18 protein-coding genes and 1 tRNA gene are annotated in these 17,103 nt (G+C 54.0%); 11 read left to right on the top strand and 8 right to left on the bottom strand.

Going from position 1 to position 17,103, the window contains the following annotated elements:
* Window position 1 precedes the first annotated feature (1 nt).
* Window positions 2-1,069, bottom strand: coding sequence for a sensor histidine kinase (locus tag AC1WNR_RS13025; protein ID WP_481644925.1), 1,068 nt, complete (start codon window positions 1,067-1,069; stop codon window positions 2-4).
* A 205-nt stretch (window positions 1,070-1,274) separates the two neighbouring features.
* Between AC1WNR_RS13025 and AC1WNR_RS13020 the strand changes: the two genes are divergently transcribed.
* Window positions 1,275-1,351 (top strand) — tRNA-Met (locus tag AC1WNR_RS13020).
* 190 nt (window positions 1,352-1,541) lie between these two features.
* Here AC1WNR_RS13020 and AC1WNR_RS13015 read toward each other — a convergent pair.
* The 6 genes from AC1WNR_RS13015 to AC1WNR_RS12990 form a co-directional block, all read right to left on the bottom strand.
* Window positions 1,542-2,309, bottom strand: a complete 768-nt coding sequence (locus AC1WNR_RS13015) for a tetratricopeptide repeat protein (RefSeq protein WP_481644924.1) — start codon at window positions 2,307-2,309, stop codon at window positions 1,542-1,544.
* Between the two features lie 179 nt (window positions 2,310-2,488).
* Window positions 2,489-2,878, bottom strand: a complete 390-nt coding sequence (gene apaG / locus AC1WNR_RS13010) for a Co2+/Mg2+ efflux protein ApaG (protein ID WP_481644923.1) — start codon at window positions 2,876-2,878, stop codon at window positions 2,489-2,491.
* Between the two features lie 16 nt (window positions 2,879-2,894).
* The gene (rsmA, locus tag AC1WNR_RS13005; protein ID WP_481644922.1) at window positions 2,895-3,710 is read right to left on the bottom strand and encodes a 16S rRNA (adenine(1518)-N(6)/adenine(1519)-N(6))-dimethyltransferase RsmA; all 816 of its coding nucleotides are present in this window, start codon (window positions 3,708-3,710) and stop codon (window positions 2,895-2,897) included.
* Window positions 3,710-4,711 carry a 4-hydroxythreonine-4-phosphate dehydrogenase PdxA gene (gene pdxA / locus AC1WNR_RS13000; RefSeq protein ID WP_481644921.1) on the bottom strand — a complete coding sequence of 334 codons (1,002 nt, stop codon included), beginning with the start codon at window positions 4,709-4,711 and terminating at the stop codon, window positions 3,710-3,712. Before pdxA ends, rsmA begins: the two co-directional genes overlap by 1 nt.
* Window positions 4,711-5,991, bottom strand: coding sequence for a peptidylprolyl isomerase (locus AC1WNR_RS12995; protein ID WP_481644920.1), 1,281 nt, complete (start codon window positions 5,989-5,991; stop codon window positions 4,711-4,713). Before AC1WNR_RS12995 ends, pdxA begins: the two co-directional genes overlap by 1 nt.
* Entirely contained in the window at window positions 5,978-8,641 is a 2,664-nt protein-coding gene (locus AC1WNR_RS12990) for an LPS-assembly protein LptD (RefSeq protein WP_481644919.1), read from the bottom strand. The genes AC1WNR_RS12995 and AC1WNR_RS12990 overlap by 14 nt, the downstream gene beginning before the upstream one ends.
* 91 nt (window positions 8,642-8,732) lie before the next feature.
* Between AC1WNR_RS12990 and AC1WNR_RS12985 the strand changes: the two genes are divergently transcribed.
* The 3 genes from AC1WNR_RS12985 to djlA are packed head-to-tail and all read left to right on the top strand — an operon-like array spanning window position 8,733 to window position 11,241.
* A complete protein-coding gene (locus AC1WNR_RS12985) occupies window positions 8,733-9,758 on the top strand; it encodes an aminoglycoside phosphotransferase family protein (RefSeq protein ID WP_481644918.1) in 1,026 nt (341 codons plus the stop codon).
* Window positions 9,758-10,450: an N-acetylmuramate alpha-1-phosphate uridylyltransferase MurU gene (murU, locus tag AC1WNR_RS12980; RefSeq protein ID WP_481644917.1), complete on the top strand. Its 693-nt coding sequence runs from the start codon at window positions 9,758-9,760 to the stop codon at window positions 10,448-10,450. The genes AC1WNR_RS12985 and murU overlap by 1 nt, the downstream gene beginning before the upstream one ends.
* On the top strand, window positions 10,450-11,241 hold the full coding sequence (gene djlA, locus AC1WNR_RS12975) for a co-chaperone DjlA (protein ID WP_481644916.1): 792 nt from the start codon (window positions 10,450-10,452) through the stop codon (window positions 11,239-11,241). Before murU ends, djlA begins: the two co-directional genes overlap by 1 nt.
* Before the next feature lie 232 nt (window positions 11,242-11,473).
* On the opposite strand, the gene AC1WNR_RS12970 is transcribed toward djlA, so the two are convergent.
* Window positions 11,474-12,229, bottom strand: coding sequence for a hypothetical protein (locus AC1WNR_RS12970; protein ID WP_481644915.1), 756 nt, complete (start codon window positions 12,227-12,229; stop codon window positions 11,474-11,476).
* 91 nt (window positions 12,230-12,320) lie between these two features.
* On the opposite strand from AC1WNR_RS12970, the gene rpe reads away from it, so the two are divergent.
* From rpe to rpsR, 7 genes are all read left to right on the top strand, one after another.
* On the top strand, window positions 12,321-12,989 hold the full coding sequence (rpe, locus tag AC1WNR_RS12965) for a ribulose-phosphate 3-epimerase (protein WP_481644914.1): 669 nt from the start codon (window positions 12,321-12,323) through the stop codon (window positions 12,987-12,989).
* Between the two features lie 3 nt (window positions 12,990-12,992).
* Complete coding sequence (locus AC1WNR_RS12960; RefSeq protein ID WP_481644913.1) at window positions 12,993-13,721, top strand: phosphoglycolate phosphatase; 729 nt, start codon at window positions 12,993-12,995, stop codon at window positions 13,719-13,721.
* Window positions 13,722-13,817: 96 nt separating this feature from the next.
* Entirely contained in the window at window positions 13,818-14,849 is a 1,032-nt protein-coding gene (trpD, locus tag AC1WNR_RS12955) for an anthranilate phosphoribosyltransferase (protein ID WP_481644912.1), read from the top strand.
* Window positions 14,849-15,658: an indole-3-glycerol phosphate synthase TrpC gene (trpC, locus tag AC1WNR_RS12950; protein WP_481644911.1), complete on the top strand. Its 810-nt coding sequence runs from the start codon at window positions 14,849-14,851 to the stop codon at window positions 15,656-15,658. Before trpD ends, trpC begins: the two co-directional genes overlap by 1 nt.
* Before the next feature lie 37 nt (window positions 15,659-15,695).
* Window positions 15,696-16,103, top strand: coding sequence for an OsmC family protein (locus AC1WNR_RS12945; protein ID WP_481644910.1), 408 nt, complete (start codon window positions 15,696-15,698; stop codon window positions 16,101-16,103).
* A 283-nt stretch (window positions 16,104-16,386) separates the two neighbouring features.
* Window positions 16,387-16,797 (top strand): 30S ribosomal protein S6, encoded by a 411-nt coding sequence (gene rpsF / locus AC1WNR_RS12940; protein ID WP_481644909.1) that lies wholly within the window; start codon window positions 16,387-16,389, stop codon window positions 16,795-16,797.
* Window positions 16,798-16,819: 22 nt separating this feature from the next.
* Complete coding sequence (gene rpsR / locus AC1WNR_RS12935; protein ID WP_481644908.1) at window positions 16,820-17,050, top strand: 30S ribosomal protein S18; 231 nt, start codon at window positions 16,820-16,822, stop codon at window positions 17,048-17,050.
* Window positions 17,051-17,103 lie beyond the last annotated feature (53 nt).

Raw genomic sequence — 17,103 nt, 5'->3', positions numbered from 1 at the left:
GCTATGCTTTCGGCCAGGTAAAGTGGAACTTTGCGCCTCGCTCGCGTTCAGGATCGGACTCGACTCTGATGCTGCCACCAAAGTGCTCTACGGTCTTCTGCACCAGCGCCAAGCCTAGCCCACTTCCCTCAACCTCATCTCGAGGTTTAAGCGTGTGGAAAATTTGAAAGATCCGTTCCTGATACTCCGGCGCGATACCTGGACCATCGTCGGACACTATGAATTCATAGCGCTCTGCAACAGTACGCGCATCGATGCGAATGGTGCCGGACTCGCGATCATGGTGCTTAATCGCATTGTCTATAAGGTTACGTAGTACCAGCTCAAAAGGGGCGCGTTGAGTTGTTAGGCGGGGCAGGTTATCGCCGTTGATGATGGTCCACTGACCGCCAGCATCGATCAATGTTCTGATCTCATCAACGAGTTTACTTGTGTCGATCTCCTCATCCTCCGAGAGCGTGCGACCAATCCGGGAGTATTGCAGCAGACCCTCAAGTAGTGCCTGCATACGCTCGGTACGATTAGCCATCAGATCCACGTAGCGTCTCGCATCGGGGCTAAGATCTTCGCCAAGCTCGCGTGTCAGCAAGCTGACCAAGCTTTTAATGCCTCTTAGTGGGGCTTTGAGGTCATGTGACGCGATGTAGGCAAAGCTCTCTAGCTCTTTATTGGCAGCCTGAAGCGTCTCGTTAGCTGCTTGAAGGTCGGTCTCAGCCTCACGGCGCTTCTGAATCATCAGTTTGAGTGAGTCAGACAGTGAGCTGATCTCATCTTGATGAGTCAATGTGAGTTGGTAACTCAGATTGGTATCAGTGACACGAGCGATCTCTCGCTCCTGCAGTCGAATCGGCTGCAGAATGCGGCGATTGATATCGCCGCCACAGACAGCGTGATTAGTAGGACCGCCAGAGCAGAAAAGCTGAGCGTCCACCGCCAACTTGCCTGCAGAGTGAGGCGTCACCTCAACGTCCAGACCGAAATCAGCAAAGAACCCCTTGTCCTGCGCTAACCAAACGAGTGCGGCTGGTTCGCCAGTATCGGCGGCTATTACCAACTTCTCTTCCAGCATCGGATATTCGGGTTCGTCGCTGCAGCCATTTCATCTCTCTTTGCTGTACACGTGCTGCCATTTCACTACTGTATCTGTATAGTCCAGCGAATGTTGACCGTAAAGGCGTTGGGCGGTATCCGAGCTAAGAGTTGCGGGTCATCACATTTCTTCAAATAGTCTGTTGTCAAACCCGCAAATCCCTGTATAATTCGCGCCACGTTGATGCGGGGTGGAGCAGCCCGGTAGCTCGTCGGGCTCATAACCCGAAGGTCGTCAGTTCAAATCTGGCCCCCGCTACCAACGTAAAAAAGGGAAGTGCACTGAAAGTGTACTTCCCTTTTTTGCGTTGGTTTACCGGGCAAAGAGTACTGACGAAGTCAGTTCAGCAAATGGCAGGAGAGCCATTTGCAACATCGCGCGCAGCGCGATGGCCCGAAGGGCGCGTGCACAAGGATGTGCACGCGTAAATCTGGCCCTGAGCCGTAAAATCCTACTCGTTCCCTCCAGAAGCCGTAACCTCCATTGGTATAAAACTCATCATATTCAGATAAGCCACCCGCCGCGCTTCAGGTGAGTAGACCACCATCCACTCAGGGCTGACACGCTCCAATTGATAGACCTCGCTACCTAAATAGACCTGCCCTACGGGCTTAGCGTCAGTGTCAGGAATGGGCCAGAGCGTTGAGTACTCCAGTTCAGTCGTATAACTGGGAAGCTGCGGTAGTAACTGCTCCAACAAAATCTCGGCTAGCTGATCGCCATTACTCGCTGCCATAGCGCTGTAGTAGGTTGCCCAACTATAGCTGATCGAAGTCCCCAGGCCTTGGGCGTACATGAAGGCAAGTCGTGTCTGCGCCATACCATATCCGAGGTGCGCGGAGGCTCTGTAAAGTTGGAAAGCGCGGCGCAGGTTACGCTTTAGACCAACCCCCATCTCGGCGTGCTGGCCCAGGCTGAAGAGGGACGGGGCATGGTCGGCTTCTGCGGCAATCTGGTAGTACTCCACAGCTTTTAGCGGATCGTACTCAAAGCCGAGCCCGTTATCGTGCATGAATCCTAGGTAGTGTGCGGCCTTTGCCGAGCCAAGATCAGCGGCGAGCTGGTAACGCTCTGCTGCCGTTGAGTAAGATTGCGTTGCGCCCCTGCCATAGAAAGCGGCGTCTCCCTGATCAATCAACTCATCCATATAGGAGGCTTGCGAGACCCAAGGGATAACGAAAAGCATAAGCGCGAGGGCGAAGCGTTCAGATACTAGCATCGTACGACCCCTGCTTTATTGGAGTTCTATTTAAGCCTAGTAGCAGGAAGGGGAGTACACCCTAGACAAACCTCCTGTTTTAATTACAGGAGGTTTTCACTATGGAATATCTATTTAAAGTGGGGTAGCCAGCTCGGTAATAAGAGTGTGAGCTGAGGCGTCTGGAGTAGAACGCTAACTCAGTGAAGTGCGTGTGTCTGAGCTAGGGTAAACGGCTGAATAGGCGCATCGAATGTTGCACCGTCTTCAACCCGAATCATTGAGTAGTGGCCCTGCATGCTCCCCACTTCCGTCGCCATCACTGTGCCGCTGGTGTAGCTGTAACTCTCACCCGGCTCAATAACGGGCTGTTCACCTACTACACCTTCACCCACAACCTCTTGGGTCTGTTCGTTGCCATCAGTGATGAGCCAGCGACGACTGATCAGCTGCACTGCAACGGAGGCGTTGTTGGTGATGGTGATGTGGTACGAGAATACGTAGCGGTGCGTCTCGGGGTCCGATTGCTCACTGATGTAGTGGGTGGTCACACTGATATCTACGTACTTGGCTAGGTCCATTTCAGTCATGCGGTATCGCTTGCTCTTAACTCTTCGGTTGGCGTTGATGGTAGACAGTATCGGCAATTTTTACGAAGTCGGCCAACTCCAATTTTTCAGGACGCAGGCCCGGATCGATTCCGATTGCTTCTAACTGTTCGCCGCTGATGAGCGGTTTAAGGTTATTACGCAGCGTCTTACGTCGTTGCCCGAAAGCGATACGGACCACCTCTTGCAGCAGTTCAGTATCCTCTGCTTTCAACGGTAGCTCGGTGTAGGGCGTCAAACGTACGATCGCTGAGTCTACCTTGGGCGGCGGATTAAACGCACCGGGGGGGACCAGAAAGAGCTTCTCAACGCGGCAGTAATATTGCGCCATAATACCGAGCCGACCGTAAGCTGAGTCGCCAGCCTGAGCCGCAAGCCGCTCCACCACCTCTTTCTGCAGCATAAAGTGCATATCGCTAATCAGCCCGCTGAAACTGAGCAGGTGAAAGATGAGGGGCGTAGAGATGTTGTACGGCAGGTTACCCACGACTCGTAGAGGACGATCATCGTTCTGTAGGGAACTGAAGTCGAATTTCAGCGCATCAGCTTCATGAATCTGAAACTTGTCGCCGTACATGAAGAATTTAGTACGCAGCACTGGGATAAGGTCGCGATCGAGCTCGACCGCTTCAAGTGCACCGGCGCCCTCGAGAAGCTCCTCAGTCAGTGCACCGAGGCCGGGACCGATCTCGATGAGATGATCTGCGGGGCGCGGACGAATCGCTGTGATGATGCGTCCTATAATGCTTGGATCGTGTAAGAAGTTCTGGCCGAAGCGCTTGCGGGCAACGTGCCCTAGATGTTTTTTACTCATTAAGACTGCTTTATTTGAGCGCGGTGAGCGGCCATCTCTGCTGCGCAGTTGATAGCAGTAAGCAGGGATCCAGAGTCAGCCTCACCGGTGCCAACTAGATCAAGGGCGGTACCGTGATCAACCGATGTACGGATGATGGGTAGACCCAGCGTAATATTGACGGCCTGTCCGAAACCTTTGTACTTGAGGACCGGAAGACCCTGGTCATGATACATCGCCAGCACAGCGTCGGCATCTTTGAGGTGGTGTTCGGTAAAGAGGGTATCTGCCGGTAGCGGTCCGATTAGCTGCTCACCACGTGCCCGGAACTGCTCGAGCACGGGAATAATCGTATCGATCTCCTCAGTACCCATATGGCCACCCTCGCCAGCGTGTGGGTTCAATCCGGCAACTAAAATGCGCGGTTGCTGCAGACCAAAATTGAGGCGCAGCTCGTCGAGTGTAATCTGAATTACCGTTTCAAGTAGCTCTGGAGTAATCGCCGCTGAGACATCTTTGAGCGGCAGATGTGTCGTAGCCAGCGCCACTCGCAACCCTTCAGTTGCCAGCATCATCACGACTTTGTCAGCACCGCAGCGCTCTTCGAGGAATTCGGTGTGACCACTGAAGGGGATGCCGGCGTCATTGATTACGCCTTTATGCATGGGTGCTGTTACCAGTGCATCGAACATTCCCGCTAGGGTCGCATCGGTCGCCATACGCAGCGCGTTGAGTACGTAACGTGCGTTAGTTTTATCTAGCTGCCCGGGGATCACATCTTCGACCAGCGGCGTGCCGAGGTAGTAGAGCTCTGAGGGATTGCACGCTTGAACCGGCTGGTCCGGATCAAACTCAAGGAGTTTGATGGGCAGGTTTAGCAGGCGAGCGCGATCAACAATCAGGTCGGGGTCGCAGACCAGCACCAGTTGGTGCGGGCTGCCCTGCTGGGCGATCTGCACGCACAGATCGGGACCAATACCGGCCGGCTCACCGGGTGTGAGGGCTAGGCGCAGAGGTTGCATCAACGCGCCTTTATATCGACATAAGCTTCAGAGCGCAGTTCGCGGAGCCAGTTCTGTAGCTCTTCACTTGCTTTGCGCTTGCGGATCTCGGTACGCGCGGCGTTTTCACGCATTTCAGATGAGAAGTCCTCAGTGCGACGCTCCTCAACTTCAACGATGTGCCAGCCAAAGCGTGACTCAAACGGAGCACTGACCTGACCGACCGCGAGGCTGTTCATCTGCTGCTCGAACTCTGGAACCATCTGCCCCGGCTGCACCCAGCCGAGTTCTCCACCGAGTGAGCCACTCGCTGGGTCATCACTGTAGCGACGGGCGAGCTCAGCAAAAGGTTCACCCTCTTGTAGACGGGTGTAGAGCTCGTCTGCAAAGGCTTTTGCTTGCTCTTGGGTACGGATCTCGGTTGGACGCACAAGAATGTGACGCGTGCGCGACTGCTCAACCAGCGTTTGCTGGTTACCACGGCGATCACGTAACGAGATGATGTTGAATCCCGAAGGTGTACGGATAGGCTGGGTAAATTGGCCGTTCTCCAGCTTGTTGGCGGCCATCGCAATATTGGTGGGTAGCTCCGCGAGTTTACGCCAGCCGAGGTCACCACCGCTCAACGCATTCGGAGCGTCGGATGAGCTAACCGCAAGATCGGCGAAGTTAGCACCCTGTCGCAGTTGACCTACGAGCTCTTGTGCTCGCGCCTGAGCGGCCTGAATCTGCTGTGGAGAGGCCGGTGAGGGCAGCGCAACGAGAATATTGCTCAGTAGAAGTTCTGAGTTGTCATTGCCTTTGGCGAGCTCAGAGTTAAGGTAGTTCTGAACTTCCAGGTCGGTCACGCTTATGCGACGGTTAACGTTGGTCTCCTGTACCCGCTGTAACAGCAGCTCACGACGGATCTGGTCACGTACTTCAGCGTATGAGCCACCTTGGGCAATTACCGCTTCACGAAACTGCGGCAAGCTCAGATTGTTCTGCTGCGCGACACGCTGCATCGCCTGGTTCAGTTCCTGATCGCTAACGCGGATCCCCTGTTTTTTGGCAACTTGCTGCTGCAAGCTCTCGAGTATCAGTTGTTCCAGTACCTGCGAGCGCAACACATCAGCCGGTGGCATATTGGCTTGGCGAGCTTGCAGCTGCTGGGTTATCTGCGCGACGCGGCGATCCACTTCAGAAGCCATCACGATGCCATCGTTAACGACCGCGGCAACACTGTTGATCGGCTCTAGCGCCTGGGCGTAGAGCGGAGTCAGTAGCAGAGCAGTGGCTAGCAGACGCTTAAAAGTTCTCATTCTTATCCTCATCAAAACCGGTCAAATCTTTCAGGAATTCGCGGCCTTCAGCGCCGCCGAGTGTTCCCAGACCTTTGAGTACAAATTGTAGGTAGAGGGCGTTTTCACGCTCGTAGTCGCTGCTGCCATCTTTCACAGCGCGCTGGCCGGTGAAGCGTATCTTCCAGCAGCAGCTGCCATATTCAAGGCCCAGCAGTGTCTCGAGGTTTTCGCTCTCTTTCAAATCTTCAGTGTAGCGACCGACAACACTCCAGGCAGGATTCAGTGGCCATTTCGCCGCGAGGTCGATCTGCTCTTTGGTAACTGTGTCGGCATTGCTCTTCGCCTGACGGAAGCTAGCGTAGACAAGTTTGGCATCATCAGGGTTGTACATTAGCCCGTAGTTCTGCGACAGCAGTGTGCCGTCATCTTTGTCGATGCGGCTGTCATGGCTCAGCTTGAGTACATCAGAGGGTTTCCAGCTTGCACTGACAGCGTAGTCCGATGAGTCCTCGGTACCCCTAGCATCACCTGGGCGCGCATCATGATCGTTGAAGTAGTGTGCTTGCGCGATACTGGCGGTCACCATTTCACGGCCTGAGAGGCTGTATACACGGCTAGTGAGTCCTAGAGTTGCTTGGTCAGTTTGAGCAACACGGTCGTTACCGGAATAGCCAAGTGTGTTGAACAGGTTACCCGCACTAAAGCCTAAACGGCTTGAATCGAAGTTCTTCAGCGTCGCCGTATCGTCGCCTGCGACACTGATCAGCTTCATGCGTGGTTCCAGCGTATGGGTTGCCAACTCGCCTTGGCGTTCAAATATGAGACCCGAGTCGAGTGACGCAAAGTTAGCGGTAGCGCTATATGAATTTCCATCCGACAAATCATAACTTGAATGCCAAAGGCCCAGCTCTGGGCGAAGGTAGCCCCAGGTGCGGCTCAAGTCATAGTTTATAACAGGGCGTAAGTGTACTCGCTGCCCGTCGTCTGTAAGTGTATCGTGCTTAAACTCAGTAAACTGTCCGAGGTAGCCCAAACGCAGGTCGCTGTAGCTTTCGGCTCCACTGAGTGTAAGTTGAGGCATACGCGCGTAGGGCTCAGCGCCGCCATCAATGGTCTGGTAGTCATTCACTAATACCGACGCATTCCAAGTGGCTGCGCTGTAGCTCAGACTCGCGCGCTGGTTAAGATTGTCGCTGGTCGGTACGCGAATCTCAACCGGCATCAGATCGTCGAAGTAGTCGTTGTCACTGACACGTGAGTACTCAATTGCACTGCTGAAGCCGGGGGCAGGATTACCACTGTGGTTGAAGTTGAGCAGCCAGCGCTCATCCCCGTAGATATCGTCATCGCTTATCCAGCCAGTATTCAGTGTATTCATTGAATAACGGTTGAGGTAGCGCGCTTCGTTCTCGAGCAGCAAGCCACGATGCTCAATCAGACGTGCGGTGAGCGTGTCATCGACATTCGGAGCGATATTAAAGTAGTACGGAATCGCCAGGTCATAGCCATCGGTCTCACTGCTGCTCAATGTTGGGTAGAGCAGGCCGGAGCGACGTGTATCATCCAACGGGAAGTAGAAGTAGGGCAGGTAGAACACAGGAACACCGGCCACCTCAAAACGGGTGTGCCAGCTTTCACCATAACCCTCAGCAGGGTACAGGGTCATCTCCTGCGCGCGAATGGCCCAATCATCATTGCCCGGCTCACAATAGGTGATGCGCGACAGTTGAGTTTCGATCGATTTGTCGGCGTAGCGGGTTAATGCTAAGGCTTCACCACGCAGTTCGTTCTCGTGCAGTACATAGCTCGACTCGTTTGCGATGGCGATACTTCGATCCAGATCTGCCGAAATGGCATCAGAGCGCAGCAAGAAGCCAGGTTCGCGGTAACGCACGTTGGAGCGCAGCAGAGCTTGGCGGTTGGCACTATCAAATTCGGCGTATCCAGACTCCATTTGACGGCCAGACTGCTGAATGATGACGTCGCCTTCGAGTTCTGTGATGCCGCCGATCAGTGATGAGGACTTATCAGCATCGATTGTTGTTGCCGAGTTACTGTTGCCTGGCGTCAGCAGTCCGTTCCAAATCTGTGGCTCTGCGTACGCACCTTTACAGACCTCGTTCGCGGTCTCCAATGGAGAGCGAATAACCCAATCGAGGTTAAGGTAAGAGCCAGCGGGGAGAGGTGGCTTAGGTGCTTCTGCTGGTGCTTCAGCGACGGCAGCGACTTCGCGTTTAGATGGAGCAACGAGCTGTGACGCTTGCTGCGATTTTGGCTCTTCTGCTAGCACAGGCTCTTCTGCGGGCTGAGGCTCTCCAAGCGCAGCAGCTGGCAGCACGCTCGCTGGGCTTTCTTGCGCAGCGCTGTTTTCGGGCTGGCTCTCAACAGCCGATGTGGGTGAGTCAACAACCTCAGGCTCCTCGGTTGCAACAGCGGTAGGAGCCTCTTCTGTCTTTGGTGTTTCAACGGCTTTTGGTGTCACCGCGGGTTTGGGCTGCGCCTGCGCTACAGGCTGAGATGGCTGCTGCGGAATAGCGGCTGCAGTGCAGTTCCACCCGTCAGCTGCCTGAACGCAGTTCCACCCGTCAGCTGCCTGAGCCGACGGCAAGGTGCCTGCAATAATTACACTGAGAAGAAGCTTTTTGTGGCTCTTATTGTTTAGAGGCATGCGTCCGTTTCCGCCGGCTAGCAAAGTCGAGTAACATTCTGTGCCAGCATGATAAGCATTACGGCCACTAAGTGCCAGAGGATAGAGCAGAATGGGGCAGCGCTTAGCGCAGTTAACACAGTGGGTGCAGACTCATTGGGCGGCAGCAGAATCAACCGAGGCAGCTCCCACAGAGTTGGAAGTAGTCTCTGGCGACGCCAGCTTCAGACGGTATTTTCGTGCGCGCACAGCAGGCGGCCAGTTCATAGCGGTAGATGCCCCCCCTGATAAAGAGGATTCCGCCCCGTTTGTGGCTATAGGTCAGCGCTGGCGAGCAGCGGGGATCAAGGTGCCAAAGATCTTGCTAGCAGACTTAGAACTCGGGTTTATGCTGCTGGAGGATTTTGGTGATCGGATGTTGCTGCCGACGTTAGAGGCGAAGTCCTCATCTCCATACTCAGCTGCGCTGGCGACACTATTGCAACTGCAACAAGTCAAAGATAACGAACTCCCACCCTACGACGCTGAAGTGCTGCAGCGCGAGATGGGACTATTTGATGAGTGGTTTCTAAGTCGCTGTTTGGGATTGGATGTAAAGGACTGGTTGCCTCTATTAGACCCTGTCTACGCCAAACTGATAGAGCGTGCTGAAGCGCAGACACAGGTGCCGGTTCATCGCGATTATCACTCGCGCAACTTGATGCTCTGTGCCGATGGCTCACTCGGAGTTATCGACTACCAAGATGCTCTGTTTGGGCCTATCACCTACGACCTCGTATCGTTGCTGCGCGATAGTTATATCGACTGGCCTGATGAACAGGTTGAGGTTTGGGTTGAAGAGTACCGCCAACAGCTACTGCATGCTGGGTTTGAAATGCCGGATCCAAGTGAGTTTTTAAAGGACTTCTACCTGATGGGGATGCAGCGTCAATTGAAGGTTGTCGGCATATTCTGCCGTCTTTGGCTGCGCGATGGTAAGCAGGGCTACCTCAAAGATATCCCTCGCACGTTCAACTACCTGCACCGTGCTGCCGCTAAATATCCCGAGTTTGCGCAGTTAGATCTGGCGTTTAGTGCGATGCGTCCGCTATTGCAGGCTCATCCACTACTTGGACAGCATTTCGGAGATGCCGACTGATGCGTGCAATGATTTTAGCAGCTGGCCTCGGCACGCGGCTGCGGCCGTTAACTCTGAAAACTCCCAAGCCGCTTCTAAAAGTGGCTGGACGAAGTTTGATTGAGTATCAGATCAACAATCTGAAACGGGCTGGTATAAGCGAGATTGTTATTAACCACGCGTGGTTGGGCGAGCAAATCGAAGCAGAGCTTGGTGACGGTAGCGCCCTTGGGGTGCAGCTATTCTACTCTGCCGAGGACGAACCGCTTGAGACTGCGGGTGGAGTGCGCAAAGCGCTACCCTGGCTTGCAGCCCAGAGCGACGCACCCTTCCTGTTGGTCAATGGCGATGTGTTTACCGATGTCGAGTACGCTAGCTTCAATCTCGCGCTGCCTGACGCTACTGATGCCCGGCTTTGGCTGGTGGCTAACCCGAGCTGGCATCGGGAAGGTGACTTTCATCTGCGTGTGGACGGCCGCTTGAGTCCCGATACAGGTTTGCGTTTTACCTTTGCAGGTATCAGTCTGCTTCGTCCCTCCCTGTTCGCCCATTTTGCCTTGGATCGGCCAGAACCTTTGGCACCCTTGCTGAGAAAATTGATAGCCGATGATCGAGCTCAGGGTGAAATTCTCAGCGGATACTGGAATGATGTAGGTACGCCTGAGCGTTTAGAACAGGTGGAACGTTTTCTTTCGCACAAGGATCCTAACTGATGCAATCGTTTGGCGCCGACCTTTATAAATTTCGTACCGGCATTTTGCTGGGTGCCGCAATTGGTCTCTTTTCGGGTGGCTTCCCCGGACTTGTTTTTGGAGGCATTCTTGGCTTTAGCGTGGAGCGCATCTTCCGCAAAGCAGCGACCGTCGCGCCGCAGCAGATCTTCTTTAAGGCGACCTTTACCGTTATGGGGCGTATCGCTAAAGCCGATGGCCAGGTGACCGAAAACGAGATCGATTTCGCCCGCGCCATCATGGGGCAGATGCGCCTCAATGAAGAGAAGCGCCGTGAGGCGATTCAGTTCTTTACCGAGGGTAAGGACGCGGGCCTCGATTTAGATCCGGTGCTACAGCCGCTCACAACACTGTTCAAATACCAGCCAAATCTTCGTCTAATCTTCCTGGAGATTCAGCTGCAGGCGGCACTTGCTGATGGAGAAATGAGTGACCCAGAGCGCAAGGTCATTACAGATGTCTGTATTAAACTGGGTCTGCCTGCTGATCAGATTGAGGCACTGCTGGCGCGCATGCAAGCTGAGCGTGCCTTCCATCGCGGGCAGGGCGGAGCGCCCACTGCTGCACAGATTAGCCAAGCCTATGGGGTACTGGGTGTCAGTGAAAGCGCCTCAGATGGTGAAGTGAAACGCGCTTGGCGCAAGCTTATGTCGCAGCATCATCCTGATAAGTTGGTATCCAAGGGTCTGCCGGAGGAGATGATGCAGATCGCTAAGGAGAAGACGCAGGAGATACAGGCGGCATACGATCTGATTCGTCAGGTCCGGGGTTAGTACAGATCGGACTTGGAGGGGAGTACCCCTCTAGGAACGCTATGCACCTCCATGTCGCTCGGTTCCGGCCTTCCCTGGCCTTCAACGCCCTAGAGGGGTACTCCCCTCCAAGCCCTACCTAACACCGCTCGCTTACTCATGTTGAGGGGTTCGGTTCCTGCGTGTGCAGCTAAGCCTGAGTAGGAGCGGGCCGCAGCCTGCGATTTTGTTGCGTCTAGTCTCACTCAGGTGGTTAGGACTTCTGTTGTTCGAATTCAACGATTAGGGTTTTGATGGCGCCTAGGATGCGTTTTGTGTGAGCGGGGTTTAGATCGCCTGGCATTGCCGGTGGGCCTAGAAGCGGGCGGGCTCTGTAGGTGGCTAGGTTGTTCTTTTTGGCCAAGATGTGTCGACGTGAGGCTTCCGAGGCTTCCGAGGCTTCCGAGGCTTCCGAGGGTTCGGGTGAGCGGGTGTAGAGTTCGATGGTGAGCGCTCGGTCTAGGGTTTCTATTTGAGTGTTTAGATCCTCGGTGAGGCGTGTATCGCTGCTAGCGTTGTACATCACCAGTCGCAGGTCACCGGCCTCTTTGACCAGTTCGATCGCGTTCGCCGCTTGGTTTTCGAGGGCGATCACGAGAATTCTTCTGTTTCCCGCTTCGCGTAGGTTATCGATCAGGGCTTGAGCACGACTACGGACCTGCTCAGTATCGTTGCTTGGTTCGGGGGTCATCGTATCCCACCCCTGACGCGCAAGTCCCAGGCGCAGGTTGCGGGTCGTTTCAATCCAGTCGGGTCGTTGGTCGGTCAGGAGCACGGCGCCGCCTAAAAGAGCGGGTGATAGTGTTTGATTCTGTAAGGCACGAAAGCCACCGCTCGATTCGACGGTAAGCAGGTCGGTGAATTTGCTGAGCTGGGCACGGTAGTCCAGCGGCTCTGGCGCAGACGTGCTGATTCCGGCGATCAGCGCCGGTGTCCAGAGGCAGAGTAGAAGTGGCAGTATCCGGTACATCGCAGCATCTCCCGTTGAAATCGGGTTATCGGCTGTTTTCTCGAAAACTGCAGGGTACAATAGCGCCCGATTTAACGCTAAGGATCTGGAAATGGCTGATTACAAGGTTGCACCGTCGATTCTCTCGGCAGATTTTGCTCGTTTGGGTGACGAAGTTAATGCGGTGCTTGATGCAGGTGCAGATATCGTTCACTTCGATGTGATGGACAACCATTACGTCCCTAACCTGACAATCGGCCCGATGGTTTGTAAAGCACTGCGTAAACACGGTATTACGGCTCCGATCGATGTGCACCTGATGGTTAAACCTGTCGATCGTATGATCGGTGACTTTATCGAGGCAGGTGCAAGCTACATCACTTTCCATCCCGAAGCGTCTGAACATATCGATCGTTCGTTGCAGATGGTGCGCGATGGCGGCTGTAAGTCAGGACTGGTGTTCAATCCAGCCACGCCACTGCACTACCTTGATCATGTGATGGATAAGGTCGATATGATCCTGCTGATGTCAGTCAACCCCGGTTTTGGTGGCCAGAAATTTATTCCCGGTACCTTGGATAAACTGCGTGAAGCACGCAAGCGCATAGATGATTCAGGGTTGGATATTCGCCTTGAGATCGATGGTGGTGTGGGCATCAATAATATCGCTGAGATCGCTGCTGCAGGCGCAGATACCTTTGTTGCTGGATCAGCGATTTTTAACACCGACGACTACAAAGCGACCATCGACAAGATGCGCGCTGAATTGGCAGGGGTTTAATCGATGGCGCAGTTGCCGCAACTCATTATGCTGGACTTGGATGGCACGCTGGTGGACTCAGTGCCGGATCTGGCCGTTGCCGTTGACCAGATGCTAACCGAGCTTGATCGCCCGAAAGCCGGCGAAGCTAAAGTGCGTGACTGGGTCGGAAACGGTGCCTCTATGTTGGTGGCGCGTGCGCTCTCTGACTCAATGGATCCACAGGATTGTCATAAAGAGGGTGAGCTTTATGAAGCTGCCTATCTGGCTTTCTTAAAAGCCTATGCTGAATCCAATGGGCGTTTTGCTCAAATATACCCGGGCGTTGAAGCCGCGCTAGAGAAGTGGACGCAGCAGAGGGTACCGCTGGCCGTTGTGACCAATAAGCCGATGCTGTTTACCAAAGCGCTACTCAAATCCCTGCGCCTTTCACGCTACTTCCATTTCGTTGTTGGTGGCGACACGCTGGCGCAGAAAAAACCTGATCCGGCACCGCTGCTGCACGTAATCGAACAGCTAGACGCTGAGCCGCAGGCCTGTTGGATCGTCGGTGACTCAAAGAATGATGTACAGGCGGGACGTGCTGCCGACTGTAAGGTTGCGGCTGTAACCTATGGCTACAACCACGGTGAGAACATCGCTGACTCACATCCGGACCTGTTAGTTGATCGCTTAGATCAGCTTGACCTCACGTTGGTGGCAGACTTGCCCGAAGAGGGCGACGATACGGAACCGCAGCCGAGCGGACATTGAGTTAGCTTGAAGTGCTAGATGGCTTCAGGCACTCTGCGCAGATGATTTTTGGAGCAGTTAATTTCTCTCCCCAAGGATAAGAGCGAAGGAACAACCATGGATATCAAACAGGCACTGGCGCACGCCGTTGCTGGTGAACATCTGAGCCGTGATGAGATGCATGCGGTGATGATGCAAATTATGACGGGGCAGGCGACGGATTCACAGATCGGCGCTTTCCTCACCGCTATGCGCATCAAGGGTGAGTCAGTTGACGAGATTACCGCTGCGGCTCAGGTTATGCGCGAATTGGCGATCGGCGTGAAACTCTCCACTGATAACGCGGTTGATATTGTGGGCACCGGCGGTGATGGCTCTAACCTTTTCAACGTCTCCAGCGCAGCCTCTTTTGTTGTCGCTGCAGCGGGCGGTACGGTAGCGAAGCACGGTAACCGCTCGGTAAGTTCTAAGTCTGGCGCGGCGGATCTGCTTGAGGAGGCCGGTATATTCCTGGGTCTGAATGCTGAGCAGGTGGCACGCTGTATTGATGAGGTGGGCGTTGGTTTTATGTTCGCGCCGCAGCACCACAGTGCAATGAAGCACGCGATTGGTCCACGCCGTGAAATGGGCATGCGCACGCTGTTTAATGTTCTTGGTCCGCTGACTAACCCGGCAGGTGCCAAGCACTACCTGCTTGGCGTGTTTGATAAAGAGCTCTGCTGGCCAATGGCTGAAGCGCTGTTGGAACTGGGTGCCAAGCACGCACTGGTCGTTCACGCTGAAGATGGGCTGGACGAGATCAGTCTTGCTGCGACTACGCACGTTGCTGAACTTAAGGATGGCATGATCGCCGAGTACGACATTACGGCAGAGACGGCCGGACTAGAGGCGCAGACACTCGAAGGTCTGCAAGTAGCGGATTCGAGCGAATCGCTGCAGGTTATCCGCGCAGCCTTCAGTGGCGAGAACCCTAAAGCCGCCGACATGATTGCACTTAACGCAGGTGCTGCACTCTATGCGGCGGATATATACGACTCGCTTGAGGGGGCCGTTGCCAAAGCTCTTGAAGTGATCGCAAGTGGTGCCGCTAAGGCGAAGATGGAAGAGCTGGCGAGTTTCTCGCAGAACTTTGCGGCGGGAGCTCAGTGATGGCGAAAATCCCGACAGTACTTGAGCGTATCGTAAAGCGTAAGTTCGAGGAGATTGCTGAGCGTACTCCTTCAGTCAGCGTTGAACAGTTGAAGCAGCAGATTGAGTCGCAAAAAGGCGGAGAGACTGATCCGCGTGGTTTTGTGCGCTCACTCGAGACAAACATCGCAGCGGGTCGCGCTGGAGTAATCGCTGAAATCAAAAAAGCGAGCCCGAGCAAGGGGGTGCTGCGTGATCCGTTCCATCCTGCTGAGATCGCGGCTTCTTACGAGCAAGGTGGTGCGAGCTGTCTCTCCATTTTGACCGATGCCGACTTTTTTCAGGGGCACGAAACTTACCTGCAGCAGGCACGAGCCGCCTGCTCACTGCCGGTAATCCGCAAAGATTTTATTGTAGATCCCTATCAAGTTTATGAAGCCCGTGCGATCGGCGCTGACTGTATCCTGCTGATTGCCGCTTGCCTGGAGGATCAGCAGATGGCCGATCTCAATGGATTAGCACAAGAGCTGGGGATGGATGTGTTGATTGAGGTGCACGATGGTGAGGAGTTGGAGCGCACCTTGCCGCTGGGCAATCGCCTCCTCGGTATCAACAACCGTAACCTGCACAATTTTGAAGTGACGCTGCAGACTACATTGGATCTGCTTGCGCGTATTCCTGATGACTACTTAGTGGTTACCGAGAGTGGCATTCTGGCGCAGGATGATGTTGCTTTGATGCGTCAGAATCAGGTGAATGCCTTTTTGGTGGGTGAGGCCTTTATGAGGGCTGATGATCCGGGCCAGCGTTTGGCGGAACTATTTGGATAAGCGCTGAACCTGAGCGAATGAATTAAGGAAAATTAACATGCACGTAGAAGTTAAGTGGGATGGTGATGAGCGCTTCAAAGCGACCACCGACTCAAAGTTTGAAGCCGTAATCGATCGCGACCTAGAGCAGGGTCCGCGTCCTATGGAGTACATCCTAGTTGGATTGGGCGGCTGTGCTAGCGTCGATGTGATGAGTATGCTCAAAAAGAGTCGTCAGGATGTAACCGACTGTGTCGCAATTATCGATGCTGAACGAGCCGATGCCGTACCTGCTGTATTCACCAAAATTCACCTGATTTTCAAAGTAACCGGCCGTAACCTCAAACCATCTGCTGTGGAGCGCGCCGCTAAGCTCTCTGCTGAGCAGTACTGCTCGGTTTCGAAGATGCTAGAGGGCGGTGGTGTAGAGATCACTCACTGCGTTGAGATTCTCGAGGCTGAATAACCACCTTTCAGGGTCGCCTCATGCGCTGCGCGCACAAGCCTCGCACAGAACGTTTGTAGGAGGGTTTTCGCCGAGTAGGCGATGCCGCGACGGTCAGTAATTGTACGAGGGTTATGGCCCATAAGGCGATGACGCGGCGCCTCAACTAACTGTTGTTTTTTTAAACAATCTCTCTATAATTACGCCTCCTTTTTTATATCAACCTCCTTGCTTTCGGGGTTTCCAGTTCAAAAGGTGCTGGAAGTTGCATACCTCGGAGGCTGCAAAACCGTAAGGAGCTACAATGCGTCACTACGAAGTACTGTTCCTGGTTCACCCGAACCAGAGCGAGCAGGTTCCAGCGATGATCGAACGTTACACTGCCCTGATTGAAGGCGATAACGGCAAGATCCACCGTCTGGAAGACTGGGGCCGTCGTCACCTGGCATACCCAATCAACAACGTTCACAAAGCACACTACGTTCTGATGAACGTGGAAGCTACTCAGGCTGTGATGGACGAGATCGAAAACCTGTTCCGCTACAACGATGCCGTTCTGCGTAACATGATTCTTCGCACTAAAGAAGCGATCACTGAGCCATCTCCAATCAAAGCTGCTGAAGCACGTGAAGAGCGCAAGCCACGTCGTGAAGATCGCAGCGAGAAGCCAGCACCTCAGGCTGAAAAGTCTGAAGAAGCGGCTTCTGAAGAGTAATTAAGATTAGGAGATAGATCAGATGGCACGTTTTTTCCGTCGTCGTAAGTTCTGCCGTTTCACTGCAGAAGGCGTTACTGAGATCGATTACAAAGACCTGGATGTACTGAAAGGTTACATCACTGAAACTGGCAAGATCGTTCCTAGCCGTATCACTGGTACTAAAGCTAAGTACCAGCGTCAGCTGGCAACTGCGATCAAGCGCGCTCGTTACGTAGCGCTGCTGCCGTACACAGACGGTCACGATCTGTAAGACTGCTTTTAAGCGCGATCTGATCGCGCTTTGAGTGAAACATAAGTATTTAC

It is taken from the genome of Marinobacterium marisflavi, assembly GCF_982447095.1.
The sequence above is the reverse complement of the archived record's forward strand: the minus strand, read 5'-3'. Positions and strand labels throughout refer to the sequence as shown.